At 65.9% G+C, this 25,902-nt stretch carries 24 protein-coding genes and 1 tRNA gene; 13 read left to right on the top strand and 12 right to left on the bottom strand.

All coding sequences use genetic code 11. The annotated features are described in order from the left end of the window. Positions 1-133: 133 nt before the first annotated feature. The gene (locus tag ILT42_RS10165; protein ID WP_204215476.1) at positions 134-1,954 is read right to left on the bottom strand and encodes a hypothetical protein; all 1,821 of its coding nucleotides are present in this window, start codon (positions 1,952-1,954) and stop codon (positions 134-136) included. A 346-nt stretch (positions 1,955-2,300) separates the two neighbouring features. Between ILT42_RS10165 and ILT42_RS10160 the strand changes: the two genes are divergently transcribed. Next, positions 2,301-2,549, top strand: a complete 249-nt coding sequence (locus tag ILT42_RS10160) for a hypothetical protein (protein WP_204215475.1) — start codon at positions 2,301-2,303, stop codon at positions 2,547-2,549. A 1,374-nt stretch (positions 2,550-3,923) separates the two neighbouring features. Here the strand turns inward: ILT42_RS10160 and ILT42_RS23065 are convergent. Both ILT42_RS23065 and ILT42_RS10155 read right to left on the bottom strand, forming a co-directional pair. After that, on the bottom strand, positions 3,924-4,055 hold the full coding sequence (locus ILT42_RS23065; RefSeq protein ID WP_267874440.1) for a hypothetical protein: 132 nt from the start codon (positions 4,053-4,055) through the stop codon (positions 3,924-3,926). Positions 4,056-4,156: 101 nt separating this feature from the next. Further along, positions 4,157-4,247, bottom strand: a tRNA-Ser gene (locus ILT42_RS10155). Positions 4,248-4,437: 190 nt separating this feature from the next. On the opposite strand from ILT42_RS10155, the gene ILT42_RS10150 reads away from it, so the two are divergent. Beyond that, positions 4,438-4,926 (top strand): hypothetical protein, encoded by a 489-nt coding sequence (locus ILT42_RS10150; RefSeq protein ID WP_204215474.1) that lies wholly within the window; start codon positions 4,438-4,440, stop codon positions 4,924-4,926. 32 nt (positions 4,927-4,958) lie between these two features. Here ILT42_RS10150 and ILT42_RS10145 read toward each other — a convergent pair whose 3' ends face one another. Beyond that, positions 4,959-6,053 carry a replication protein RepA gene (locus ILT42_RS10145; RefSeq protein ID WP_204215473.1) on the bottom strand — a complete coding sequence of 365 codons (1,095 nt, stop codon included), beginning with the start codon at positions 6,051-6,053 and terminating at the stop codon, positions 4,959-4,961. 683 nt (positions 6,054-6,736) lie between these two features. Here ILT42_RS10145 and ILT42_RS10140 point away from each other — a divergent pair. The 3 genes from ILT42_RS10140 (at position 6,737) to ILT42_RS10130 (ending at position 10,063) form a co-directional block, all read left to right on the top strand. Then, positions 6,737-7,795: a bifunctional transcriptional activator/DNA repair enzyme AdaA gene (locus ILT42_RS10140; protein ID WP_204215472.1), complete on the top strand. Its 1,059-nt coding sequence runs from the start codon at positions 6,737-6,739 to the stop codon at positions 7,793-7,795. Positions 7,796-7,802: 7 nt separating this feature from the next. After that, positions 7,803-8,573, top strand: a complete 771-nt coding sequence (locus ILT42_RS10135) for an isocitrate lyase/PEP mutase family protein (RefSeq protein WP_204215471.1) — start codon at positions 7,803-7,805, stop codon at positions 8,571-8,573. 74 nt (positions 8,574-8,647) lie between these two features. Then, on the top strand, positions 8,648-10,063 hold the full coding sequence (locus ILT42_RS10130) for a coniferyl aldehyde dehydrogenase (protein ID WP_204215470.1): 1,416 nt from the start codon (positions 8,648-8,650) through the stop codon (positions 10,061-10,063). A gap of 7 nt (positions 10,064-10,070) precedes the next feature. Here ILT42_RS10130 and ILT42_RS10125 read toward each other — a convergent pair whose 3' ends face one another. Then, a complete protein-coding gene (locus ILT42_RS10125) occupies positions 10,071-12,101 on the bottom strand; it encodes a sensor histidine kinase (RefSeq protein WP_204215469.1) in 2,031 nt (676 codons plus the stop codon). Positions 12,102-12,249: 148 nt separating this feature from the next. Between ILT42_RS10125 and ILT42_RS10120 the strand changes: the two genes are divergently transcribed. Beyond that, positions 12,250-14,058 (top strand): ABC-F family ATP-binding cassette domain-containing protein, encoded by a 1,809-nt coding sequence (locus ILT42_RS10120; RefSeq protein ID WP_204215468.1) that lies wholly within the window; start codon positions 12,250-12,252, stop codon positions 14,056-14,058. 7 nt (positions 14,059-14,065) lie between these two features. Here ILT42_RS10120 and ILT42_RS10115 read toward each other — a convergent pair whose 3' ends face one another. Together ILT42_RS10115 and ILT42_RS10110 are read right to left on the bottom strand one after the other, a co-directional pair. Beyond that, the gene (locus ILT42_RS10115; protein WP_204215467.1) at positions 14,066-14,581 is read right to left on the bottom strand and encodes a PaaI family thioesterase; all 516 of its coding nucleotides are present in this window, start codon (positions 14,579-14,581) and stop codon (positions 14,066-14,068) included. Positions 14,582-14,594: 13 nt separating this feature from the next. Further along, positions 14,595-15,908, bottom strand: a complete 1,314-nt coding sequence (locus ILT42_RS10110; protein ID WP_204215466.1) for an MFS transporter — start codon at positions 15,906-15,908, stop codon at positions 14,595-14,597. Positions 15,909-16,178: 270 nt separating this feature from the next. Between ILT42_RS10110 and ILT42_RS10105 the strand changes: the two genes are divergently transcribed. Further along, positions 16,179-16,778, top strand: a complete 600-nt coding sequence (locus tag ILT42_RS10105) for a TetR/AcrR family transcriptional regulator (protein WP_204215465.1) — start codon at positions 16,179-16,181, stop codon at positions 16,776-16,778. Positions 16,779-16,875: 97 nt separating this feature from the next. Then, positions 16,876-17,406 carry a DUF4142 domain-containing protein gene (locus ILT42_RS10100; RefSeq protein ID WP_204215464.1) on the top strand — a complete coding sequence of 177 codons (531 nt, stop codon included), beginning with the start codon at positions 16,876-16,878 and terminating at the stop codon, positions 17,404-17,406. Between the two features lie 104 nt (positions 17,407-17,510). On the opposite strand, the gene ILT42_RS10095 is transcribed toward ILT42_RS10100, so the two are convergent. The 5 genes from ILT42_RS10095 to ILT42_RS10075 all read right to left on the bottom strand — a co-directional run bounded on the left by ILT42_RS10095 (position 17,511) and on the right by ILT42_RS10075 (position 20,450). Continuing rightward, a complete protein-coding gene (locus tag ILT42_RS10095; RefSeq protein ID WP_204215463.1) occupies positions 17,511-17,648 on the bottom strand; it encodes a hypothetical protein in 138 nt (45 codons plus the stop codon). Between the two features lie 172 nt (positions 17,649-17,820). Further along, positions 17,821-17,958, bottom strand: coding sequence for a hypothetical protein (locus ILT42_RS10090; RefSeq protein WP_204215462.1), 138 nt, complete (start codon positions 17,956-17,958; stop codon positions 17,821-17,823). Between the two features lie 208 nt (positions 17,959-18,166). Continuing rightward, positions 18,167-18,736, bottom strand: coding sequence for a GNAT family N-acetyltransferase (locus ILT42_RS10085; RefSeq protein ID WP_204215461.1), 570 nt, complete (start codon positions 18,734-18,736; stop codon positions 18,167-18,169). A gap of 10 nt (positions 18,737-18,746) precedes the next feature. Beyond that, positions 18,747-19,349 (bottom strand): helix-turn-helix domain-containing protein, encoded by a 603-nt coding sequence (locus ILT42_RS10080; protein WP_204215460.1) that lies wholly within the window; start codon positions 19,347-19,349, stop codon positions 18,747-18,749. Between the two features lie 81 nt (positions 19,350-19,430). Then, positions 19,431-20,450 carry a fumarylacetoacetate hydrolase family protein gene (locus ILT42_RS10075; RefSeq protein ID WP_204215459.1) on the bottom strand — a complete coding sequence of 340 codons (1,020 nt, stop codon included), beginning with the start codon at positions 20,448-20,450 and terminating at the stop codon, positions 19,431-19,433. 76 nt (positions 20,451-20,526) lie between these two features. Between ILT42_RS10075 and ILT42_RS10070 the strand changes: the two genes are divergently transcribed. The 5 genes from ILT42_RS10070 to ILT42_RS10050 all read left to right on the top strand — a co-directional run bounded on the left by ILT42_RS10070 (position 20,527) and on the right by ILT42_RS10050 (position 25,881). Further along, positions 20,527-21,615: a TRAP transporter substrate-binding protein gene (locus ILT42_RS10070; RefSeq protein WP_229428590.1), complete on the top strand. Its 1,089-nt coding sequence runs from the start codon at positions 20,527-20,529 to the stop codon at positions 21,613-21,615. Between the two features lie 189 nt (positions 21,616-21,804). Then, positions 21,805-22,305: a MarR family winged helix-turn-helix transcriptional regulator gene (locus ILT42_RS10065; RefSeq protein WP_204215457.1), complete on the top strand. Its 501-nt coding sequence runs from the start codon at positions 21,805-21,807 to the stop codon at positions 22,303-22,305. After that, positions 22,302-22,928, top strand: coding sequence for a maleylacetoacetate isomerase (gene maiA, locus ILT42_RS10060; RefSeq protein WP_204215456.1), 627 nt, complete (start codon positions 22,302-22,304; stop codon positions 22,926-22,928). The genes ILT42_RS10065 and maiA overlap by 4 nt, the downstream gene beginning before the upstream one ends. Positions 22,929-22,989: 61 nt before the next feature. Next, positions 22,990-24,105, top strand: coding sequence for a 4-hydroxyphenylpyruvate dioxygenase (hppD, locus tag ILT42_RS10055; RefSeq protein WP_229428561.1), 1,116 nt, complete (start codon positions 22,990-22,992; stop codon positions 24,103-24,105). A 504-nt stretch (positions 24,106-24,609) separates the two neighbouring features. After that, positions 24,610-25,881, top strand: coding sequence for a porin (locus tag ILT42_RS10050; protein ID WP_204215455.1), 1,272 nt, complete (start codon positions 24,610-24,612; stop codon positions 25,879-25,881). Positions 25,882-25,902: the final 21 nt, after the last annotated feature.

The raw sequence follows: 25,902 nt of genomic DNA, 5'->3' as shown, positions 1-25,902 counted from the left end.
GGTTTTGCGCCTGTAGCATCGTGTAGTTTACATGTTGGAGGCGCCGGTCACCGCCGAGGCAGTGATAAGTAAATCACTGCCTCAAGGGCGGACCGCGCCGCCGTCGGCGATCCTGGACAGCGCCAGGGTTTGGTCAGCGCTGCGGTGCCGCGGCCTGGAGAGCGAGTTCGGCCGCCGTGCGATCCGGCACAGGAAAGCCGGCCTTGCGGGCACCTTCGGCGAAGTGGGCCGCGTCTTCGGGTCGATAGTTCCGCTTGGCCATCTCGTCGTCCCAGTGCGCGAAGATGGTCGGCCGCATGCGCAGGAAACGGTCGCGCGCTTCCTTCGCCTCCGATGCCTTGCCGAGTTGGGCATAGATGACAGCGGCCACGAAATGGTAGAGGGGAAACCGATCGAGCGCTGCCTGCCGGATCAGGGTTTCGGCTCTCTCATAATCACGCTGCATGTAGGCATAGACGGCCAGTGTCCCGCTGTAATAGCCAGGATGACCTGGATTGCGGGCCATCGCCTCCTCGAGCAACTCGGCGCCGCGCGCCCAGGCCCCGGCTTGACCCAGGCGTGTGCCGAACTCGCCCAGCAGCTCGGTGTCGTTCGGGTTCAGAGCCACCGCCTTCTCACCGACCTCCAAGGCCTCCTTGGGCTGACGGGCAAAGAACAGCGCCATCATCAGAGCCTGAAGGCCCCGTACATTCTCTGGATCGAGGCGGATCGCGCGCCGGGCGGCCTCGAGCGAGCGTTGGATTGGCGAGATCGAACCCGACCTCGCGTTGAATCCGAACCGATCCTCGTCGAGATACAGGACCGACAGCATCGCCCAGGCGGTGGCATAGTCGGAATGCAACGCCACGGCCCTCTCGAGACAAGCACGGATGGTGGCATGGCTCTCCTCGGACAGCGCGACCCGGTAATCGTAGAATTTCAGCGTGCAGGCATAGGCCTCCAGATCATCCGGCACTTGCGGGCGGGAGCGGGCTTGGTCGGCGCGCTGGATGACGCCGTAGGGCTGCGCCACCGCGGTGGCGACCTGGCGCGCGACGTCATCCTGTATCGTCAGGAGGTCGCGCAGGTTCGTGTCCTCATCATAGATCTGGGACCACAGGACGGACCCTGTGCCTGCCTCGACGAGCCGACCCGTGATGCGCAGGCGTTTCGCCGTGGTCCTGACGCTTCCTTCCAGCACGTACCGCACCCCCAGGGCTTGACGGATACCGGCAGCATCGGCTCCCGGCGGGATATTGCGGGACGTCTCCCGGCCGAGGACCGTGATCTCCTTGAAGCGGGCGAACTGGCTCAGAACCTCCTCGGTCAGGCCATCTGCGTAAGTGCTGGCGTCCGGAGATCCGCCTAGCGCCGCGAATGGCATCACGATGAGGGTAGGCCTTTCGGGAGGCATTGTGGCGGATGCCTGGGATGCGGGCGATACCCCGTTGCGCCAAGGGGCCCAGAAGACCAGTCCGGCCAGCAAGGCGAGTGCGGCAGAAGCCGCGAGAAGCAACGGTGTCCAGCTCCGCGACGGTAGCCCGGCGGCAGGTTCAAGCGCCTCTGCGGCAGGGTGAGGTTCCACACCCGGCTGTGCGCGCCAGGCGAAGTGCGGAACGTAGCCCCCCTTGGGAATGGTGATGATTACCGAGTCCGTCAGTCCGTCCGAGAGATAATAGCGTTCCAGGGCCCGGCGCAACCGTCCGGCCTCGATGCGCACGACGGGGTCGCCCTGGGCATCGAAGTTGGAGCCTCGCTCGAACACCTCCGTACCAATGGCATAGGCCTTGATGCGCTCGGCGCGGCCCGCGAGCGTCTCCTCCACAACGTAGCGCAGGAACCGGCGGGCTCGCGCGGAACAATCGAGGCCAGGGCTGGCGAGGAGGACCTCAAGCTGGGCACGCACGTCTTCCGTCGCTGGCGGAAACCGCGCCTGCGCGGAGGCATCGCTCGTGCCTTCGCTTCCACCGAACATGGACCGGCCTCTTGGTTCGGGACCCTCAGGACACCCCTTCTGCCGTAACCTACAGTAACCTACACCCCCGGCCTCGCGCCAGAGCCGTGGTCCTCAAGGCGCATCGAGGTGGCAGGGTTCGGCTAAACCAGCGGGCGCAGCACGCAGGATAGGGGCATCCGCCCCTCGGAGGCCACGCGCTTCGTGGCCGTTAGCTGGACAGGATGACACCCCGCTCCTTGCCTATGCGAGGCGGCTCCGCGCGTGCCTACAGTATATTACTTCCCGAACCGACCGCCCCCGGTGACGATGACCGATGCCGGATCAGGCATCTGTGCCTTTCGAACCCCGGCAACGGGATCCTGCCATGCATCACGCCGTCCAGGCCGCCATTGCCCGCTTCCCCGATCGGGGACATGCCATCGCGGAACTGGCCACGGCCGACGATGGCTTCCTGTCCCTGTGCGAGGATCTGGTCGAGGCGCAGGAAGCCGTTTTGCACTGGGAGCGGTCGACGTCTCCGTTGGGGGCGGCACGCAGCGACGAATACCGCGAGTTGGTGAAGGAACTCGTTGCCGAACTCGAAAGGACGCTCGATCGCAGCACCGGCGCTTAGTGAACCACTGCGCCATCGTACGGTCGACACGCCCTTACCAAGGTCGGACAGCACGACGACATTGCTTACGGGAATCCTCAGCCTCTCAGCACGAATGCTCCTGAGACCGACCGGCGGATCCGCTTCGGGAGGCGGACACGAAAATGAGCACGGTTGACGCGGAGACTCCGATCAGAAGCCGTTCATCCTGTTCCAAGCGCGGACCTGGTCTTTCGTGTAGACCCTCGGAGGCCCGTAGCCGCGACCGGGGGCGTAGGCCGGCCGAGGCCCATAGCCAGGACCGCGCGGGCCATCATAGTAGGCACCAGGAGGCGGTCCGTACGCACGCCGAGGTGGGCCGTAGTAGACCGGTGGTGGAGGCGGCGGAGGATAATAGGCCCGAGGCGGAGGTCCATAGTAGGGCGGCGGCGGGGGCGGCCCGTCATCGAAGTAGAATTGAGACTGCTGAACGAAAGCAGGGCCAGCGTCGACCGCACTATAGCCCGGATAGGGTGCCGCTTGTACGCAGCCGGACAGCAGGCTTGCTCCTGCGATACCTAAGATCCACTTCGCGACGGACATAATCCTATCCTCCGAGGTCGTCCCATAGCCCGACGATGAGGAGATGATGGGCCCAGTATTCTGAACAAGGGCTGATGATCCTTGTGATGGTTCGTTCAGGACAAAGACGCGTAGTCCCTATGAGAACTGCCGAGAGGCTCCGACGCGGCAGTGGGCAAAGCCGTCAAAGCAGGGCGGATCTTGCTAACCGCATCGATATTCGAATTCGGTATGAATGAGGCTTAGCTCAGTGGCCTTCGTCACTCGGCAGTTCGGAGCCTTCTTGTCCGCGAGGAACCTCTTTGCCGCCACGTTGTATCGAACGCTCTCAAAGCCTGCGAGGTATCGGCTTGGGGGATCGGGGCGGCAGAACACAGCCGATAGCTCGCTTGCCCCGTACGCCATCACCATGAATGCCGGCTGCTGTGCCCCGGGCCGGTCGTAGACCGTATAAGTCCGGCAACTCACGGCCACCCGCTGACCGCCTGACTTGTCGTAGTCGCCGATTTCCGAAAGGTTCGCACAGCCCGCAAGGACCGCTGGCAGCAAGCTAAGCAGTATAATCCTGGTCACGTGGGCCTCCCAAGACTGGATGTGCCCTCGGTTCTATGGTTCCGCTCAGCTCATTCAATGTCCAGTCTCGGTGCCAAGCTTTTACCCGCGGTTGGAATTCTCCGGATCCAGCTCGGCGAGCCTACCTCGATACGGCCCGTCCTTCGGTCTGGACCATTGGTGTTGGCCGCACGGCAGCGCCAGGGGATCCCAGGCCGGTGAAGGCATGCGGATCAGCCGAGCCGGCGCTCTCGTCCTCTTCCGGCAGGACACCAAAGCCGCTCAGCAGGACGCGATCGCAGCCGTGATTCCCGGCGAAGGCAGGCCGAAATAGCCATCGCGATAGCCGACCAGCATGTCGCAGCCTTCGTCCGACGTCGGCTCAAGGGGACAGAATGCGGGAAGATTGCCCATGGCACACCCTGAAAACGTCCAGGGGAACGTTCAACGTCAAAGCAGCCAATCGTCGCTGAAACCCTTGCTGAGCAAGGAAACTACAGGATCAGAAAGTGGGGTGGCGGAGACGGAGGGATTCGAACCCTCGATACCCTTTTGGGGTATGCTCATTTAGCAAACGAGTGCCTTCAGCCGCTCGGCCACGTCTCCGTAGCCGGAGTTCTTAGGGTCTGGCGCTGGGCTGGTCAATCCTCTTCGAAAGTTCATCCGAACAAAACCGGGGTGGCTTCTCGGGGCCCGGCGAACCGCGGGCTTGTTCTCGCGCGGCCGGGACGATTAGAACGGGGGCGAAGGCCTGTGGTCCGACCATGGCGTCGAAGGCGGCCGGGGAGGCATGACGATGAGAAGAAGCCTATGGGCCGCCCTGGCAGTGCTGGGGGTATGCGGGTCCCTGAACGCGGCCGCGGCCGAGACGGTAAGGGCGATGCCCGAGGACGAGTGCCAGGCGCTGGCCCGGCTGGTCGAGGCCGATCTGGGGGTGAAGCCGGCCGTCAGTGCCGGGTCCGTGAAGCGGGCGCCGGAGATTGCGGGCCGCGCGTGCCGGGTTCGCTGGAAGGGGGCGGGCCTCGACAAGGGCGACCAGATGCAGATCGTTGACCGGTTCTTCGCGCACTTTCTCGACTGGCAGCCCGATTTCCTGATCTCGGCCAGCGGCCCGAACCTGGAGATCCAGGGATTCCGCAAGGACCGGCAGCTCATCGTCATGAGCGCCCGGTGGGATGCGCCCAACGGAACCTGCAAGGCGGACGCCCCTGGGGCGAGCTGCCAGGTGCCGGCCACTGAAAGAGTTTGGACCATCGACATCGACGGGATGACGTCCCAGCCATGACAGGATGATCGGGCGAATCGAAGTCTGCGCGATCAAGCTGCTGAAATCATGGGCTTTTCGGATTTGGCGCGTCTTGGCGCCACCAGGAGTTCGCTAGGATCCGTCGGCAGGAGTTGCATGCCGTTGTCGTCGAGGGACACGCGCAGGCGCGGGAACACCTCCTTGATGTGGGCCAGATCGCCCTTGAAGGCCTGCTTGAAGCTGCGCAGGCTGGCGTTGTCGGCTCCGAACTGCTTGTGGAGGTTGTCCCAGGTCAGGCGCAGGGGTCGTTGCACCGTTCGCAGCCGGTAGCCCATCCAGAACAGCATATCGAGCTTGCGGGCCGATCCCGCGAAGGCGCGGGCGGCCCGGATGTCGACCGGAAGCGCGTGCTGGATCAGGTTGTCATAAAATTCCGTGTGAAACTGGACGGTGTTGGACCAGAGCAGCCCTTGGTCCGAACTGCCGGTCAGCCAGATATCGAGCTGACGGAAGGGCGGCACGTTGATGGTGCTCGACCGGGCGGCGCCGTCCCAAAGGCCGATCTGCATGGTGCAGGCCGCCAGGCGGTTGAGCTGCTCCTTGAACTGCCGGAGGGTCCCTCGGTCGCCGCCGGTGACCGGGAAGCCCATCTGCTTGATGAAGCCCGACAGGCTGTCGGCCACCTCCACCTTGGCGCTGCGCTGCCTCACGGCTTCGGTGCAGAGGTGAAGGAGCAGCAGGCGTGCTTTGGGGCCGTAGGGAAGGCCTTGGATCTCCATCTGGCCCGTTCGGGGGTCCTTCAGGCGTCCGGCCATGATGCTGAGGGTGTTGCGTCCATATTCCCGGAAGAATTCCCGCTCGCCCTTCGGCTCCCGGTAGGGCAGGCCGCAGAGGGCCAGAACGCTGTGGATGTGCTGGATGTTGTCCGGCGCGCTCGGCTCGTTCTCGATGACCTCGCGCACGGCGTCCCGGCGTCTCTGATCGCGGCTCATGGCGGCCCGGCGGTGAGCGAGGCCGGTTTCTGCCTCGCGTTCCTTGTCGCGCAGAGCCTGCTTGTGGGCGATATGCTCCACGAGCGTCTTGAACATGAAGTGTCCGCGGGCTTTCTCGATTTCCGCCAGCAGGTCGGCGTCACGGATCGTTGCGATCTGCTCGTCTATGCTCATAGGGTCCTCGGATGAGCTGAGCCGCAACGCGGGCTCGCTGACTCGCAACGACTCCCATTCCGAGTCGGATCCATGGGCTTTCGCAGAATCCGGAGTTATCCAAAGCTTTAACCAAGTCCTTGGAAATGAGTCGGTTTCGGGCAAATTTCGGTCGCGCAGAGTTCGATACGGGTGCAGGCGCGCAGAGTCCGATACGGATCCGGATTTCGAATCACATCCACGCAGAGTTCGATACGCTTCGAGGGGGCTGGGCGCGGCATGCGGGTCGGTTCAGGGGACCTGCGCAGAGTTCTATGCGAGAGCCCCGTCAGCAAGGCCTGAAAACTCAAAGGTTTGCGCGATCGGCCCCGCTGAATCCGATGCGGAGGCGCGCTGAATCCCATGCGGAGCGGCCCGATTCCGACGCCGAGTTCGATACGCACCCACGCCGAGTTCAATGCATCGTCGCGCAGAGTTCAATACGACAATAGTGGTTAAAGCACTGGCAAAGCTGGAGAATTCGCCGTCCCATATAGATGACTCATAGACTCTCTGAATCTGAATTGATTCAAATAATCTTCCTATAGGCGAAACGGGATCTTCTTTTTGGAGGAAGGGGAATGGCACGCCCTCTCTGACGGGATTCACGAAATCGACGCCTCCTTTTCGGCGACACCCGCGCGCGGTGCCCGTTATAAAGGGGCATGTTTCTACCCAGCGACGATACCCTCTTCGCGGCCCTCCTGGCCCGCGATCCGGCCTATGAAGGCTTTGCGTTCGTGGGCGTGCGGACGACCGGCATCTTCTGTCGCCTGACTTGCCCGGCCCGCAAGCCGAAGCGCGCCAACGTGACGTTCTTCGGAAGCCGCGACGCAGCCGAGAAAGCGGGGTTTCGCCCATGCCTGAGATGCCGACCGTTGGATGCGAAAAGGCCCGTGAGTGACGCCGTCGAGATCCTGCGGAGCAAGGTCGAGGCCGAGCCCGAGCGGCGCTGGAGCGCCGCCGACCTGAAGGCCTTCGGATATGACGCCTCGACGGTGCGCCGGGCGTTCCAGAGAGAGTACGGCATGACCTTCGCCCGCTATGCGCGCTCGACGCGGCTGGGTCATGCCGTCGGCACGCTGCGGCAGGGTGGAACGGTGATGGAAGCCCAACTCGACGCGGGTTACGAATCCGGAAGCGGCTTCCGGGAGGCCATCACCGGATTGATCGGCAATCCGCCGGCCCGCATGGCCCTGTGGTCGATCCTCACGGCCCGGTGGATCGACACCCCCATCGGGGCGATGTTGGCCATCGCGGACGATGCCGGCCTGCATCTCCTGGAGTTCGCGGACCGGACGGCCCTTCCGGGAGAGATCGACCGCCTGCGCAAGACCGTCGGTCCGGTCTGCTTCGGGCGGAACACGATGCTCGACCGGGTGACGGAACAGGTCGAGCGCTATTTCGCGGGCGCGTCGCTTGCGTTCGACATGCCCGTGGTCCAGCGCGGCAGCTCGTTCACGTCCCACGTCTGGGAGGCTCTGCGGGCGATTCCGGCGGGTGAAACCCGCAGCTATGGGTATCTCGCCCAAGCCATCGGCCGCCCCGACGCCGTCCGGGCGGTCGCCCGCGCCAATGGGGCCAATCAGGTCGCCATTATCGTGCCCTGTCATCGCGTGATCGGCGCGGACGGGTCGATGACCGGTTACGGCGGCAAGATCTGGCGCAAGCAATGGCTCCTCGAACATGAGCGCCGGGCCACTGCCACAGCCATCAAACCGTGAGGATCCCATGACGAACCAACTCCAGCGCGCCGAAGCCTTTCGGGCCCTGCATGTGCCGGGCCACCCCGTCGTTCTGTTCAATGCCTGGGATGCCGGCAGCGCCAAGATCGTGGCGGCCAGCGGCGCGAAGGCCCTGGCGACCGGCAGTTGGTCCGTCGCGGTCGCCAACGGCTTCGCGGATGGCGAAGCGATGCCCTTCGAACTGTGTCTCGCGAACCTGAGGCGCATCGTCGAAGCCTCCGATCTTCCCGTCACCGTCGACCTGGAGAGCGGCTACGGCGCGGATCCCCGGGCCGTGGGCGAAACCGTCTCCCGGGCCTTGCAGGCCGGCGCGATCGGCTGCAACCTCGAGGACAGTTTCCCGGAGGACGGGTCCCTGCGCGCGCCGGACGACCAGGCGGCGCGGCTCAAGGAGGCCAGGAGGGCGGCCGATGCCCTCCGCATCCCGGCCTTCCTCAACGCCCGCACGGACGTCTTCCTCCAGGCTCCTTCCGACGAGCACGACGACCGCCTGGTCGACCTGGCCTTGGAGCGCGGCCGGGCCTACGCCGACGCGGGCGGGGACGGCTTCTTCGTCCCAGGGCTCGCCGACGAAAGGCTGATCGGTCGCGTCGTGGAGGGTTCGCGGCTTCCCGTGAACATCATGGCCGGGCAGGCGACGCCGCCCGCCGCGCGGCTCGGCGAACTGGGCGTGGCCCGCATCAGCCACGGGCCGGGTCCCTATCGCCTGGCGATGCAGGCCCTGGAGAAGGCCGCCAGGGCCGTCTACGAGGCATGATGGCGGCGCGGATTCGCCTTCGCGGTTCGGCGCCATAGTTATCCGCCCGTGGCGGCCTCGAACCAGCTTGACGCATGAACGCATTGTTTTCCGAACCGGACGAGCATCTGACGACCGCCTTCGATGCCCTGCGCAGCGCCCTCGCGGCCCATGGGCCGTTGCCGGCGGAGCGCCGGGCTGAGGCCCTCGAAGACCTCGCCCGCATGGTCATCCGGCACGGCACGGACCTGGCTGAGGCGATCAGCCGGGATTTCGGCCACCGCTCGGCCGATGAGACCCGGCTGGCGGAACTGTTTCCCGTGGTGACGGCAGCCCGTCACGCCCGGCGTCACCTGCGCGCCTGGATGAGGCCGGAGCGCCGCCCGATCGGCATGATGTTCCGGCCGGGCAGGGGTCGCGTGCATTACCAGGCGCTCGGCCTCGTCGGGATCATCAGCCCCTGGAATTACCCGGTGCAACTCACCCTGCTGCCGCTCGTCGGCGCGATCGCGGCGGGGAACCGGGTGATGATCAAGCCGTCGGAGCTGACGCCGGAGACCTCCTCTCTGCTGGCATCCCTGTTGGGAGAGCTATTCCGGCCCGACGAGGTCGCCGTCGTGCAGGGCGGGCCGGAGGTCGCCAGGGCATTTTCCCGCCTGAAATTCGACCACCTGTTCTTCACCGGCTCGACGGCGGTCGGGCGCGAGGTCATGAAGGCGGCGGCGGAGCGCCTTGTGCCCGTCACACTGGAACTCGGGGGCAAGACACCCGCCATCGTGGGGCCGGATTATCCGCTCGCGAAGGCTGCGGAGCGGATCGCCGTCGGCAAGCTGTTCAATGCCGGCCAGACTTGCATCGCGCCGGACTTCGTTCTCGTCCACGCCTCGCAGGAGGCCGCGTTCGCCGACGCCTTCGCGGCCGCGGCCCTGCGCTTGTATCCGACCTTCGAGGGCAATCCCGACTACAGCGCGATCATCAGCGAACGGCACCGGGAGCGCCTGCTGGGCATCGTCGAGGATGCGCGGCGGCTCGGCGGCCGCGTCAGGAGCCTGGACGCCGAAACCGGGCCTGGGGGCCGCACCCTCGCGCCGGTGATCCTCACCGGATTGCCGGACGAGGCGGCTGCCCTGCGGGACGAGATCTTCGGCCCCATCCTGCCCATCGTCCCCTACCGCAGCCTGGAGGATGCCTACGCCTACATCAATGCGCGGCCGGGTCCCCTCGCGCTCTACCTCTTCAGCGACGACCGGCAGACCGTCGCCCAGACCCTCGAGCGCACGGTCTCCGGGGGCGTCACGGTGAACGACACGCTTCTGCATTGCGTGCAGGAGGAGCTGCCCTTCGGGGGTGTCGGGGACAGCGGCATGGGCGCGTATCACGGCGAGGCGGGATTTCGAACCTTCAGCCATGCCAAGGCGGTGTTCCACCAGTCCCGGTTCAACGGCAGCGCCCTGACGCGTCCGCCTTATGGGCGGCGCGTCGAGAGGCTGCTCAAATGGGTGCTTCGGTAGGACCCGATCAGTCGAGGGGAACGACGATCTCGCAGACAAGCCCCGCCGGCTCGTAATCCATGGTCAAGCCACCGTTCAGCTCGCCTTCGACGCTGCGCCGGATGAGGCGCGATCCGAACCCCTGATGGGCCGGTTCGGTCACGGGCGGCCCGTTCGTCTCTGTCCATACGAGGCGAAGCTGCGGGCGGCCGCTCTCCGCCGATTCGATGACCCAGCGCAGCTCGATCTGGCCGGACGCGTTCGAAAGGGCGCCGTATTTGGCGGCGTTCGTGACGAGTTCATGGATGATGAGGCCGAAGCTGATGACCATGCGGGCCGGCAGGTTGACGCGGGGGCCGCGCAGGAAGACGCGGCCGCCGTTCTCCCGCCGATAGGGCGCGAGTTCCTGCTCGGCGATCGCATGCAAGTCTGCGTCGCGCCAGGAGTTGCGGGTCAGAAGGTCGTGCGTTTTCGACAGCGCCAGGAGGCGGCTCTCGAAGGCCTTCTTGAAGGTTGCCGAATCCTTCGAGGATCGCAGCGTTTGGCTGGCGATGGACTGCACCGTCGCGAGCGTGTTCTTGACCCGATGGTTCAGCTCGTCGAGCAGGAGCTGCTGCTGGTCCTGGGACAGCTTGCGGGCGGTCACGTCCTGGATCACCCCGATGGTCGTCACGGGTTGCCTGAAGGTGTTGAAGAAGGTGCGCCCCCGGGCGCTCACCCAGCGCACCTCGCCGTCCGGCCGCCGGATCCGGTACTCGTCCTCGTACTCGCCGTCCCGCGAAACGGACGCGCGCAACTTGGCGACCGCCGCGTCCGCCTCGTCGGGATGCAGATAGCTCTGCCACTCGGCAACCGTCACGGAGCCCTTGTCGGAAGGCTGGCCGAAGAGCTGGGCCAGTTGCGGTGACCAGCCGCTGGTCTTGGTGTCGTGATCGAACCACCAGGTGCCCATCTGGCCCGCGTCGAGGGCGAGGCGGGCGCGCTCCTCGCTGGCCTGGAGCGCCTTCTGGCGCTCGGATACGTCGTTCATGAGATCGTTGAAGGCGCTCGCCAGCATGCCGAATTCGCCGGCCGCGGGGCGGATGCCGATGCGGGCGTCGTAATTGCCCCGGCGCCAGGCGCGCACGGCCTTCAGCATGGTGTCGAAGGGTTTCGTCACGAACGCCCGGCCGATGAGGCCCGACAGCGAGAGAGCCAGGAGCAGGGCAGCGGCGATGAGCAGGAAACCCCGCTTCGCCGCCCGGTTGATGCCGTCGAAGGCGACCTTGGACGAGATCCCGGCGCTGACGTAGACGCCCCGCGCCAGGGTGGCCGGCACGTAGCCAATCACCCGTTTCACGCCGTCCTGGCTCAGGGCCTCGAAGGCCCCGGACGCGGGAGCCGACACGTAGCTCATGTAGCCGTCCGGGATGCGGGTCCCGATGAAGCGCTCCGACAGGGGCTGGCGGGCGATGATGACGCCGTTGCGGTCGGCGATGGTGAGGGACCCGTCCTGGGGGACGGCCCGCGCACTCAGTTGCTGGCCGAGCCAATCCAGGTCGAGGGCCGCCACCACGACCCCGCCGAGGCTGCCGTCGGCTTCCTGGAACGCGAGGGCGAGAGGCAGGATCGGCCGCGTGGACGGCGCGTTCAGACGCACGCGGGTGAAGTCGCCCACTACGAGGTCGCCCGTCTTCAGGGCATCGCGAAAGTACGGCTTGTCGGCGAATCCGTCGTAGGTGGCCGAGCCGTGTTGGCAGCGGGCGAGGCCGTTCGGGTCGAGCACGACCACGGCGTCGAGATAAGGCACCTTCGCCCGGAGATTGCCGAGATAGGATGTGCAGGCGGGCCCGTTGAAATCCCGCACCGACGGCACTTCCTCGACGGCCACGAGCAGACTGCGCACGCCCTCGAAGATCCGCTCGATCTCGGAGGCCGCGAGCTGGGCCTGGCGCAGGGCGAGACCGTTGATCTCCGCTTCTCGCGCGCGTCGCAGCGAGACCTCGGTGTAGGTCCAGATCACGATCGCCGGCAGGACCGAGATCAGGGCCACCAGGAGCAGGCGCCTTGTCAGACTCATTCAAGAACCAGGGTCGATGGGCTTCGAACGGCGAAGCTTGGGAGCATCAAGCTTGAATACTAGGGCGGTAAAAAGATAGGCCCATCCGGGTCCGCTGCACAGGTGGATCGGGCTTGCGCCCCAGGCGTGGAGATGTCACGAGCACGTCATGGCTCCTCCGCTTCTGACCCTTCAGGATGTCGCCCTCACGTTCGGCGGCACCCCTCTCATCGAAAACGCCGAACTGTCCATCGCGCCCGGCGAGCGCGCCTGCCTCGTGGGACGAAACGGCTCCGGCAAATCGACGCTCCTGAAGATCGCCGCCGGATTCATCGAGCCCGATCGGGGCACCCGTTTCGTCCAGCCCGGCGCGACGATCCGCTACCTGGCCCAGGAGCCGGATCTGAGCGCCTACCCGACCACGCTCGCCTATGTGGAGGCAGGCCTTGGACCCGGGGACGAGCCCTATCGGGCGCGGTATCTGCTGGAGCAGCTCGGCCTGACGGGCGAGGAAGATCCCAGGCGGCTTTCGGGCGGGGAGGGGCGGCGCGCGGCGCTCGCCCACGTGCTGGCGCCCGAGCCGGACATCCTGATGCTCGACGAGCCGACCAACCATCTCGACCTGCCCGCCATCGAGTGGCTGGAGAGCGAGCTGAAGGGCTTACGCTCCGCCCTCATCCTCATCAGCCACGATCGGCGGTTCCTCGAGAGCCTGTCCCAGGCGACGGTCTGGCTCGACCGCGGCATCACCCGCCGGCTCAACCAGGGCTTCGGAGCCTTCGAGTCCTGGCGGGACGGCGTGCTGGAGCAGGAGGAGCTGGAGCACCACAAGCTCGATCGGAAGCTCGCCATGGAAGCCGATTGGCTGCGCTACGGCGTGACGGCTCGGCGCAAGCGCAACGTGCGGCGGCTGGCCAACCTGCACACCATGCGCCAACAATACAAGGATCACAAAAGGGCTGTCGGGACCGTGTCGATGACCCTCGCGGAGGCCGAGCAATCGGGTACCCTCGTGGTGGAGGCGGATGGTGTCTCGAAGGCCTTCGACGGGCGGCCCATCGTGACGAACCTGTCCTTACGCCTCCTGCGCGGCGACCGGCTGGGCATCGTCGGTCCGAACGGGGCCGGCAAGACGACGCTCATCAACCTCCTGACGGGCAACCTCGCGCCGGATTCCGGCACCGTGAAACTCGGGGCCAACCTCCAGATGGTGACCCTGGACCAACGCCGGGCGAGCCTCGATCCCAACGCCACGGTGGCGGAGACGCTCACGGGCGGGCGCGGCGACACGGTGACCATCGGGGGGCAGACCAAGCACGTCGTCGGGTACATGAAGGACTTCCTGTTCTCGCCCGAGCAGGCCCGGACCCCCGTGAGCGTGCTCTCGGGCGGCGAGCGAAACCGCCTCATGCTGGCCCGGGCCCTTGCCCAGCCCTCGAACCTGCTGGTTCTCGACGAGCCCACCAACGACCTCGACCTCGAGACCCTGGACCTGCTCCAGGAAATGATCACCGATTACTCCGGCACGGTCCTGCTGGTGAGCCACGACCGCGACTTCCTCGACCGCACGGTCGGATCCGTCCTCGTCTCCGAGGGGGAGGGAAAATGGGTCGAGTATGCGGGCGGCTACAGCGACATGATCGCCCAGCGCGGGGCGGGCGTTCAGGCCCGGGCGGCCGAGCGGGACGCGAGGCCGAAGGCCGCGAAGGCTCCGCCTCCGTCCGAGGCGTCCCAGGCCAAGCGCAAGCTCAACTTCAACGAGCAGCACGATCTCAAGACCCTGCCACAGCGGATGGCCGAGATGGAGGCCAAGATCGCCAAGGTGCAGGAGATCATGGCCGACCCGACCCTGTATACCCGCGACCCGGCCGGATTCCAGAAGGCGGGCGCGGCCCTGTCCAAGCTTCAATCGGACCTCGCCGCCGCAGAGGACCGGTGGCTGGAAGTCGAGATGCTGCGGGAAGAGCTCGGCGGCTGAAGGATTCTCAGGCGCGGCCGGGCTGCTCGAAAACCAGGCAGGTGGTGCTTGCCGTCGCGTAGAGGCGGCCGCCCGCATCCACCACCTTCCCCTCGGCCACCGCCTGCCGGCGCCCGAAATGGACGACGCGTCCCTCTCCGCGGACGGCTCCGACCCCGACCGTCAGGGCGCGCAGGAAGTTCACCTTGATTTCGAGGGTGGTATAGGCCCCGCCCAACGGCGCCTGGGAGTGGACCGCGCATCCCATGACCGAATCGAGCAGGGTCGCGATCATGCCGCCATGAACCGTGCCGATGGGGTTGTAGAGATGCTCGCCGACCGGAAGACCCATGACGACGAAGCCAGGCTCGACCCGATCGAGGGTGATGCCGAGCAGCGCAATCGCGGGCGGCGGCGGCAGCTCGCCTCGCGCCAGGGCCTTCAGATAGTCGATGCCCGCCAGGGCAAGGCCCGCCCGCGCCGCCGCCTTCGGGTCCGACCAGTGCACGATGCGCTGCCGGGTTGGAGAGGGTTCGTCGTGCATGGACGGTGCTCCATCAGGCCCGCGCGGGCGCCGGACCGGGTGCGGCCGCAACCGTCTCCGTTCCGGACCGTCCGAGCGTGAGCACGGCGAGCGCCGCGAGAAAGCATAGGGTGCCGGCAATGAAGAAGGCGGGCAGGTAGGTGGCGAACTCGGTGCGGGAGAACCCGGCCCCATAGGCCGCCGTTGCTGCGCCAAGCTGGTGTCCGGCGAAAACCCAACCGAAGACCATGTTGGCCCGCTCCCTTCCGAAGCGCTCCACCGTGAGCTTGACGGTGGGCGGCACGGTCGCGACCCAGTCGAGACCGTAGAAGACCGCGAACAGGGACAGGCCGTAGAGGGTGAAATCCGTGAACGGCAGGTAGACCAGGGACAGGCCGCGAAGGCCGTAGTACCAGAACAGGAGCCAGCGGTTGTCGTAACGGTCGGAGAGCCATCCCGACGCGATGGTGCCGATGAAGTCGAACAGGCCGATCATCGCGAGGATCCCGGCGGCGCCGACGGCCGCGAGGCCGAAATCGCCGCACAGGGCTACGAAGTGGGTTTGGATCAGGCCGTTGGTGCTGGCACCGCAGACGAAGAACGTTCCGAACAGAATCCAGAAGGTTCGGGTCGCGGCCGCGTCGCGCAGGGCGATCAGCGGAGAGGTGACCAGATCCCGCAGGCGCTGGGACTGTGCCGGGGCGGGGATGATCGCCGCGTCGCCATAGGGCGGCAGGCCGAGATCGGAGGGCCTGTCCTGCATCAGCGCCAGGACCATCACGATGGCAAGCGCAATCAGCCCCAACATGAGGGCCAGGGGCGTGCGCCAGCCGTAGAGCTCCGTGAGCTGCGCCAGGAGCGGCAGGAAGACGAGCTGTCCCGTGGCGGTGCTCGCGGTCAGGAAGCCCAGGACGAGGCCGCGGCGCTTCGAGAACCAGCGCGTTGCCACCGTGGCGCCCAGCACCAGGGCGGTGAGGCCCGTGCCGAAGCCCACGACCACGCCCCAGAGGAGCACGAGCTCCCAGATCGTCGTCATCCAAAGGGAGCCGAACAGCCCGCAGGCCACGAGCCCCAGCGCCGTCACGGCGACCCGCCGGACGCCGAAGCGGTTCATGAAGGCCGCCGCGAACGGTCCCATGAGGCCGAAGAGCACGAGCCGGACCGCCAGGGCGGCGGAAATGTCGGCGGTGTTCCAGCCGAATTCCTTCTGCAGCGGCAGGATGAAGACGCCGGGAGCGCCGACCGCGCCCGCCGTCACCAGCATGGTCAGGAAGGTCATCCCGGCGACTGCCCAGCCGTAATGGATGTGGCGGCGCGCGAGGGCGCGGGAGAGAACAGTGGTTTTCATGTCGAGAGCTCGCGAGACGGACGAAGGGGCGCAGCGGGGAGGACGAACGGGGGAGGGCCCGCGCCCTTGCTCCCGCGCGACTTGATGCAGCCGGTGTCGGGTGCGGCCCCATGCGGCTGCGACTCAATCGAAGCGGAATGCATCAGCAATCAACCTTTGCCGTCGGCCAGGGAGGGCACGTCAAATTAGATGACGGTCGTCATGTTTGCTTATTCATGATGGTCGTCATATAATCTGTCAATCCCCTGAGATCCCGGATGGAGCGGCGCCGTGAGAGTATCCAAGGAGAAGGCGGCCGAGAGCCGTCAGCGTATCGTCGACGCGGCGAGCCGGCTCTTTCGGGAGAAGGGCTTCGACGGCATCGGCGTGTCGGACCTCATGAAGAGCGCCGGACTGACGCATGGCGGGTTCTACGGTCACTTCGCGTCCAAGGAAGACCTCGTGGCGCAAGCCTGTGCACAAGCCCTCGCGGGCTCGCAGGCCAAGTGGAAGGGGTTGCTCGAAGCCCAGTCGGCCGACCCTCTCGCGGCCATCGTGGAATCCTACCTCTCGACAGCCCACCGCGACCACCCTGGGCGCGGCTGCACCATGCCGGCGCTCGGATCCGACGTCGCCCGGCAGGGGCCGGCCGTTCGCAAGGCTTTCACGGCTGGAGTGCGCCCTTTGCTGGACCTGCTGGCGAGGGCGATGCCGGGCCGGTCGGAGCGGGCGCGGCGGGAGCGGGCTCTTGCTGCCCTGGCAGGATTGGTCGGAGCCATGGTCCTGTCGCGGGCCGTCGACGATCCGGCGTTGTCCGAGGAGATTCTCGACGCGTCCCGTCGCGAAATCGCCGGCTGGGGCGCTCAATCCGGTTCGGTAGCGGGACAATAGAAAAACTTTCTCACAGGGCCCAGGAACCGGAGATGATCTTGTTCCGTTCTTGAGTGTCCGCTCGACACCCAACGTCGAACCGCGTGAGGAAATTCCCATGAACCTGAAAGTTGCCCTCGTCTCCGGTGTCCTGGCGCTCGGCCTCGCCGGCTGCATGACCCCTATGACATCCGCCCCGCCGCCCGTGGCCGTCGTCTCGACGGCCCAGTTCGTGCCGTCGGCGACCTCATCGAACACCTTCGAGATCCAGTCGAGCCGCTTGGCCCTCCAGCGCTCGCGCGACCCCGAGGTGCGCCGCTTCGCGCAGCAGATGATCCGGGACCACAACATGGCCGGCCGCAAGATGATGGCCGCCGCCCGCGCTTCGGGCATCACGCCGCCGCGTCCGATGCTGAACGACAAGCATCAGGCCATGCTCGACAGCGTCCGCACGGCATCCGACTTCAACGCCGCCTATCTCCAGGCCCAGCTTGCGGCGCACCAGGAGGCCGTGGCCCTGTTCACGAGCTATTCCAACACGGGTGACGACGCCCAGATGGTGGTCTTCGCGAAGGAGACCCTGCCCACCCTCCAGATGCACCTGGATCACGTCCAGTCGATGACCGGCGCTGCTCCCAGGGCGATGTGATATCAACCGTTCGAGAAGGATCCTCTCGACAGAAAGGGCCGCCCGGCGACGGGCGGCCCTTTCTCGTTAGTGGGCCGTCGAGGCCCGGAATGCCGGTCGCTTCGTCAGATCATCGAGATGAACAGCAACCCGATGGCAAGGCCGACGCCGAAGAATGCCCAGACGGAGACCGGTTCGCGTTCGTAGGACGTCAAGTCCTTCTCGGCGGATTCCAGCGTGTCGCGGGACTGGATCTGTTCCATGATGCGCTCTCCTTCTCGCATCGGTTCGCCGCTTCGTCCGGGAACCGGCGGGAAGCCGTCCGGCCTCGAGTGCCAACCTTCAACTGCCGCAACGTTACCGGCATCGCCGCCATGGTGGCGTGAGCGAGCGCACACTCGCGGCAATCGGGGGGCGACGTGGAATCTCGGCCGGTCAATGTCCGGCTTGGATGAGGGCGACGATCAGGAAGACCAAGCCACAGGCGAAGGCGAACCGGTTGATCCAGACGCCGAGCCAGCTGCTGGACAGGAAACTGTAGAACGAGTTCCTCTCCTCGTCGGGCTCATCCATCATTAATCCCTGCCACGCTCCCGCAAGCCACTTAGGAGCCGGAGATAGCGGACGCCACCTCAACTTTAGGTTAATAGATCGGCATTTTAGACCGATCGTGGCCGCCAGTTAGACTTGAGTTTGCAGTCTATCTCCCGAATTAGCAATCGGATTCACTGTTGAAAACTTCGTTAATGCAACCTTAGATATTTCCCTTCGGACGAAGTGTTCAATCGTGCGCGACCCGCTTGTAAAAGACGGTCGTGTCGCACAGACCACCCTGGGGCCAGAGGGCGTAGTCCGGGATGACGCCCAGTCTGGTCCATCCCAGCCGCGCGTAGAGGCGCTCCGCGTCGCCTCCCGTCACCGTATCGAGCACGAGCAGGGACTTGCCCGCTGCGCCGGCTGCCTGTTCGGCGGCGCGCATGAGCATGGCGCCCACCCCCCGCCGTCGCGCCCGACGGTGCACCAGCATCTTGGCGATGTCCGCCCGGTGGGGCTGGTTCTCGGGCTCGGCGAAGACGACCTGCACGGTGCCGACGATGCTGCCGTCCGCCTCGTCCTGGGCCGCGAGCAGAAGGCGGCCGCCACGTTCCACGCCATCGGCCACCCCCCGCCAGAAGGCCTCGGCGCGCTCCCGGGTGAGCGGGGTCATGAAGCTCACCGATGCGCCTCCTTCGACGCAGTCCATCAGCACCGCCGAGAGGGCACCGATCGCCGACATGGCTTCCTGCGAGGTGAGGGCCGCAACGCGAATCGTGCTCCCGGTGACGGATCGGGCCTTGGTGTGCTCTTTCATGGAAGCCTCATCAGGATGAGTGGCTCGGCGACGCATGGCGCGGATCCCTGGCGATGGCCACGAGATAGCGCGCCTCCCGAGGGCCGGGATTGTGGAAGATCGTCGGCGCGTCCAAGTGCATGGAAAGGCAGTCGCCCGCCTCGAGGCTGAAGGTTCGGCCGTCGCCCGTGAGGTCCAATCGGCCCTCGATGAGCCAAATCTGCTGGCCGAGACCGCGTGGATGGGCGGCGGCCTCGTAGGCGACCCGCGCGTCTGCGGGCAGACGGACTTCCGCAAGCTCGATGGGCGAAGGATAACCGGGCGCCGAGAGAGCCCGGCGCAGGTAGCCGCTGCCGGGGTCCTGCCAGACCGTCTGATCGGCATGACGCGCCAAGGGCGATGCATCGGGACGTTTCTCGTCCGCGAACAGGGATGCCAGGGCGATCCCGAGGCCGGACGCCAGCCGGTCGAGGATCGCCGCGGTGGGACTGCTTTCGCCGCGCTCGATGAGGGACAGCATGGAGCGGCTGACACCCGTCCGGTCCGCGAGTCCTTCCAGGGTCAGACCCTGCTCGAGGCGAAGGCCCCGCAAGCGGCCGGCGATGCGCGCGTTGATGTCCTGACTGTTTTCCATGATATTGGATTATCCGTCCAATATCATGGAGTCAAGGTTTCGCTTGGCCTCGGCGGCTCGAAAGGCGGGAGAAGGGAGGCCCTACACCTCGCGCTCGTAAGCGACGACCTGCTGCTCGATGGCGCCGAAGATCGTGTGCCCGCCCTTGTCCTTCATCTCGATGCGGACGGTATCGCCGAAGCTCAGGAACGGGGTTGTGGCGGACCCGTTTCGGAGGGTCTCGACGGTGCGCTGCTCGGCGATGCACGAATAGCCGACCCCGCCCTCGGAAATGGGACGGCCAGGGCCTCCGTCCGTGTCCCGGTTGGAAACCGTGCCGGAGCCCACGACGGTGCCGGCGGCCAGCGGGCGGGTCCTGGCCGCGTGGCTGATGAGGGTTCCGAAGTCGAAGGTCATGTCGGTGCCCGCGTCGGGGCAGCCGAACGGCTTGCCGTTCAGGGTCGAGCGCAGGGGGAGGTGGAGCTTGCGGCCATCCCACGCATCCCCGAGTTCGTCCGGGGTCACGGCGGTGGGCGAGAGGGCGGAGGAGGGCTTGGACTGGAAGAAGCCGAAGCCCTTGGCGAGCTCGCCCGGAATGAGGTTGCGCAGGGAGACGTCGTTGACCAGCACAACGAGCCGGATCTGCGACGCCGCCTCGTCTGGGGTGGCTCCCATGGGCACGTCGCCCGTGATCACGGCAACCTCGCCCTCGAAATCGATCCCGTGCGCCTCGTCGTCCATCAGGATCGGGTCGCGGGGCGCCAGGAAGGAGTCGGAGCCGCCCTGATACATCAGGGGATCGGTCCAGAAGGAGGCAGGCATCTCGGCCCCGCGGGCTTTGCGCACCAGATCGACATGGTTCACGTAAGCCGAGCCGTCGGCCCATTGATAGGCGCGGGGCAGGGGAGACGCGCAGTCGTGCTCGTGGAAGCGGAAAGTCGGAACCGAACCGTGCTCGAGTTCCTCCGCCAGATCGCGCAGGCGGGGTTCGACCTTTTCCCAATCATCCAGGGCTTGTTGCAATGTCGGAACAATGAAAAAAGCATCTGTTGCACGGGTCAGGTCGCGGGAGACGACGACGAGTCGGCCGTCACGGCCTTGCTTGAGGGACGATAGTTTCATTCTCACCAGCCGGTTTCGTTTCGTTGAACGCACCACCCAAAATATGACGGAGGTTAAGCCCATGACGACCCCTACTATGAAACGACGTAGCTTCCTGACGGGAGCGGGCCTTGCCGCCGCCGCGACCACCGTCGCCGCTCCGGCGATCGCCCAATCGGCGCCCGAGATTCGCTGGCGCCTGACATCGAGCTTCCCGAAATCCCTCGATACGATCTTCGGAACCGCCCAGACCTTCGCCAAGTACGTGGCGGACGCCACGGACAACAAGTTCCAGATCCAGGTTTTCGCCCCAGGCGAGATCGTCGGCGGCCTTCAGGCCATGGACGCCGTGCAGAACGGCGCCGTCGAATGCGCCCATACGCCGACCTATTACTACATCGGCAAGGAGCCTTCGCTGGCGATCGCCACAAACCTGCCCTTCACCCTCAATGCGCGCCAGCAGAACTCCTGGTGGGCCTTCGGCGGCGGGCGCGAAATCATCAACGAGGTTCTGGCGCGTTACAACTGCGTGGGATTCGCCTGCGGCAATTCCGGCACCCAGATGGGCGGCTTCTTCCGCAAGGAGATCAAGGAAGTCGCGGACCTGAACGGCCTGAAGTTCCGCATCGGCGGCCTGGGCGGGACGGTTCTGACCAAGCTCGGCGTCGTGCCGCAGCAGATCGCCCCTGGCGACGTCTACCCGGCGCTGGAGCGCGGCACCCTGGACGCGGCCGAATTCGTGGGCCCCTATGACGACGAGAAGCTCGGCTTTCTGAAGGTCGCGAAATATTATTATGCGCCGGGCTGGTGGGAGGGCGGCGCCATGCTCCACCTCCTGGTCAACCAGCAGAAATGGAACGAGCTGCCGAAGACCTACCAGGCGATCCTGGCGCAGGCCTCCGCCGCCGCCAACGGATGGATGCTGGAGAAATACGATGCCGTGAACGGGCAGGCGCTCCGCCGCATGATCGGCGCCGGGGCCGAGCTGCGCACCTTCTCGCAGCCCATCATGGAAGCCTCCCTCAAGGCCGCCAACGAGGTCTACGGCGAGCTCTCCGCCAAGAACGCGGACTTCAAGAAAGCCTACGATTCGGTCGTCGCCTACCGGACGGACGTGCTGCCCTGGTGGCAGCTCAACGAATACGCCTTCGACACCTTCATGATCCGGACGCGCGGGCGCTCCTGATCGACCGGCGGAGGCCGCGCCCACCCGGCGCGGCCTCCGTTCCCGCCCCAACTGACCTCGAACGGGTCCGTCCGGCCGCGCCCGGCCCTCTCTTCTTTCCCACCAGGTCTTGCCCAAGCCCCCGGGCGATCTAGTTGCTCTTGCAACGAATGTGATCTATTGGTTGCACCGGCAACGGTTAGGTGGGTGATGGCGCGTCGGTCGGCACTGCGAAAGCAGGAGGAAGCCCAGCCTCTGGTGATCCTCGAAGAGTTTCTGCCCTACAGGGTCAACGTCCTGGCGGCCCTGACGGCGAACGCCCTTTCGCAGATCTACGAGAAGCGCTTCGGCCTCACGATTCCCGGCTGGCGGATCATCGTGACCCTTGGGCAGTACGAGTTCCGCACCGCCCGCGACATCGCCAATCACGGCGTCATGCACAAATCCACGGTCTCCCGCGCTGTCGCGGTGCTGGAGAAGCGGGGCCTCGTCCTGCGCAAGGCCAATGCGGACGACCGGCGCGAGGAACTGCTCGAGCTGACGCCGGAAGGACGGGCGATCTACGTGGCCCTGGCCCCCGAGGCCCTGGCCTTCGAGGAGCGTCTCCTGTCCGTGTTGGCGCCCGAGGAACAGAAGACCTTCTTCGGCTTGGTGGACAAGCTCGGCCGCCATGCCCGCTCCCTCGGTCCGGAGCCGGGAGAGGAGGCATGAAGCTCTACGGCTATTTTCGGTCCTCGGCGGCCTACCGAGTCCGGATTGCCCTCCACCTGAAGGGGCTGTCCTACGACGCGATCCCGGTCAACCTTCTCAAAGGGGAGCAGACGGGCGTCGCCTACAAGGCCGTGAATCCCCAGGGCCGCGTGCCGGTCCTTTCCGTCGACGACATCATCCTCACCCAGTCGCCGGCGATTCTCGAATACCTGGAGGAGGTCCATCCGGATCCCCCGCTGCTCCCGTCGGATCCGCTGGAGCGCTCCCGGGTTCGCGCCGCCGCGAGTTTGATCGGCTGCGACATCCATCCCCTGAACAACACGAGCGTCCTCGGTTACCTGAAGAGCCGACTCGGCCAGGACCAGGCAGGCGTGTCGGCCTGGTACGCCCATTGGATCCGCCAGGGCTTCGAAGCCCTGGAAACGATGATCCGCCCCGGCCCCTTCGCGTTCGGGTCCCGGCCGACACTCGCGGATCTCTACATCATTCCGCAGGTCTACAACGCGCGCCGCTTCGACGTGCCGTTGGAGGACTATCCGCGGATCGTGGCGGTCGACGCCGCCTGCGCGGAACTCGACGCCTTTCGTGAGGCCGCCCCGGAACGCCAGCCGGACGCGGTCTGACGGACCGGCCGTGACGACGCGTCCGCCCTCCTTCGAGGCGGACGAAAAACAGGAGGAAGACATGGGACCTTTCCCGCACGACGCCCCGCCCCCGGCAATCTCGGATGACAACCCGATGGGAACCGACGGTTTCGAGTTCGTGGAGTATTGCCATCCGAACCCGCAGGAACTCGACAGGCTGTTCAAGACCATGGGCTTCAGCCTCGTGGCGAAGCATCGGTCCAAGAACGTGACCCTCTACCGGCAGGGGGACATCAACTTCGTCCTCAACGCGGAGCCGGGATCCTTCGCGGAGCGCTTCGCCAAGGACCATGGCCCGTCCGCGCCCGCCATGGCTTTCCGGGTGGTCGACGCCAAGCAGGCCTTCGACCGTGCCATCTCCCTTGGGGCGAAGCCCGTGGAGATCAAGGTCGGCGCCAACGAGCTGGCCATCCCGGCGATCGAGGGAATCGGTGGACTCCAGATCTATCTGGTCGACCGCTACGGCCAGAAGGGCTCCATCTACGACGTGGATTTCGAATGGCTCGGCGAGCCGGACCCGAAGCCGAAGGGCGTCGGCCTCCACTACATCGACCATCTGACCCACAACGTGTACCGGGGACGGCTGAACGAGTGGGCCGGCTTCTACGAAAAGCTCTTCAACTTCCGGCAGATTCGCTACTTCGACATCGAAGGCAAGATGACGGGCCTGCATTCGAGGGCCATGACCAGCCCCGACGGCAAGATCCGCATCCCGATCAACGAGGATGCAGGCGAGACGGGCCAGATCGAGGAATACCTCCAGGAGTACAAGGGCGAAGGCATCCAGCACGTGGCCCTGGGTTCCCTGGACCTCTACGAGTCCATCGAGCAGCTCATCGAGGCGGGCCTCGAATTCATGCCGGCCCCCAACGAGATCTACTACGGCCGAATCGACAAGCGCCTGCCCAAGCACGGCGAGCCCCTGGAGCGGCTGCGGCGCAACGGCATCCTCATCGACGGCGAGGGCGTGGTCGAGGGCGGCTTCACGAAGGTCCTGCTCCAGCGCTTCGGCAAGACCGCCATCGGGCCGATCTTCTTCGAGTTCATCCAGCGCAAGGGTGACGACGGCTTCGGCGAGGGCAACTTCAAGGCCCTGTTCGAATCGATCGAGGAGGACCAGATCCGGCGCGGTGTCCTCAAGGCGGCCGAGGCCTGAGCGGCGAAACCCGGCGAGGCGACTCGCCTCCGGCAGCTGGATTCGCTCCCTGCCGGAGGTTCTCCCGTGACCCGAGTCCCACGGCGCGTGGGACCGCAGAAGACCGCGTGGACCGCCGGCAACCGGCTGGCCTGCACCCCATCGGCTTCGCTCGGTGCATGGCCTTTCCTCCAAAAAGCCCTGAAATCTTAACGGCTTGTTAAATTCCATTCGATGGAACGGCCGTTCACACCAAAGTGTATCGTCAGAACGTTGCTTTGATGCAACATCGTTCCAGAAAGGCCCTCGATCGGCCCGTTTTCCGCCTCCATTCGGTTGCCTGCCAGGCTTGCCTGGATAATGTGACATTCGCGACGGGGGCACCCCGGTCGTTGTTCGGCCGCCAAGAACAAATCAGTCGGGCGGTTGAGCACCAGGGGAAATGGGACGTCCGTTAGCTTCATTGAAGCTGTCGAGGCACAAAAGCCCGGCCCCCCAGGGTCTCGAAAACTTTGGAGGTCATCAATGAAGCTCGTTAAGAGCCTTATCCTCGGATCTGCTGCCGGTTTCGCAGCGGTTGCCGGGGCTCAAGCAGCCGACCTGCCCGTCAAGAAGGCGGCGCCGGTCGAGTACGTGAAGGTCTGCTCCACCTACGGCGCCGGCTTCTTCTATATCCCGGGCACGGATACCTGCCTGCGCGTCTCCGGCCGTGTTCGTGCGGATTACCGCTACAACACCCCCGGCACCCGCGCTTCGGACGCCGTCGGCTTCTTCACCCGCGGCCGCATCCAGCTCGACGCCCGCACCAACACCGCTTACGGCCTGCTCCGTTCGGTGGTGCGCTACGAGCTGAACCGCGGCCTGGGCTTCCCGGGCTCCGGCACCAACGGCACGATCACGAACACGTCGAACCTCGCTCAGGCGTTCGTTCAGTTCGGCGGCCTCACGGCCGGTCGCGTCACGACGTTCTTCGACAACGGCGACCTGCCCACGGGCCACATGGGCACCCTGCGCTTCTCGGATTCGCCTGACGTCGACCTGATCGCCTACACCTTCACCTTCGGCAACGGCTTCTCGGCCACCCTGTCGCTGGAAGACGGCATCGAGCGCCGCGCCGGTCTCCTCCGCGCCGGTCTCACCGGTCCCGACGTGTACGGCGGCCAGCGCGCTCCGGACGTGGTCGGCAACATCAAGTATGCGGGCACTTGGGGCTCGGCTCAGCTCTCCGCCGCCGGTCACCAGATCCGCGTCGCGAACCCCTACGCCATCGGCACGTTCTCCGACACGGTCGATACCGAGTACGGCTACGCGGTCCAGGCCAACGTGGGCGTGAACCTGCCGATGCTGGCTCCGGGCGATGCCCTGTGGCTCAACGCGGTCTACGCCAACGGCGCTCTCGCCTACATCACGGGCGGCTCCAGCAGCAGCCTGGGCCTCAGCACCGGCACGGTCTCGGGCGCCCTGGTCGACGGCTACGTCAATGCCAACGGCAACCTGAGCACCGGCCGCGGCTGGTCGATCGCCGGTGGCCTGCGTCACTACTGGACCCAGAGCATCCGTCAGAACGTGTTCGGTTCGTACGCTCGCGTCACCTATTCCGGCGCGACCCCGCTCGCGGACTTCAACGAGCTGCGCGTCGGCACGAACGTCTTCTGGCAGCCGGTCTCCGGCCTGGATATCGGCGTCGAGGCCATGTACGTGAAGCTCGACCCGCGCACCTTCGTGGGCACGGGCCTGCCGATCAACTCGGCCGACCACGCCTGGGAAGGCCGCGTCCGCGTTCAGCGCGACTTCTAATCGGATCTCCGATCCGGTTCA

It is taken from the genome of Microvirga pudoricolor (assembly GCF_016892705.1).
GTDB classification, from domain to species: domain Bacteria; phylum Pseudomonadota; class Alphaproteobacteria; order Rhizobiales; family Beijerinckiaceae; genus Microvirga; species Microvirga pudoricolor.
The sequence above is the reverse complement of the archived record's forward strand: the minus strand, read 5'-3'. Positions and strand labels throughout refer to the sequence as shown.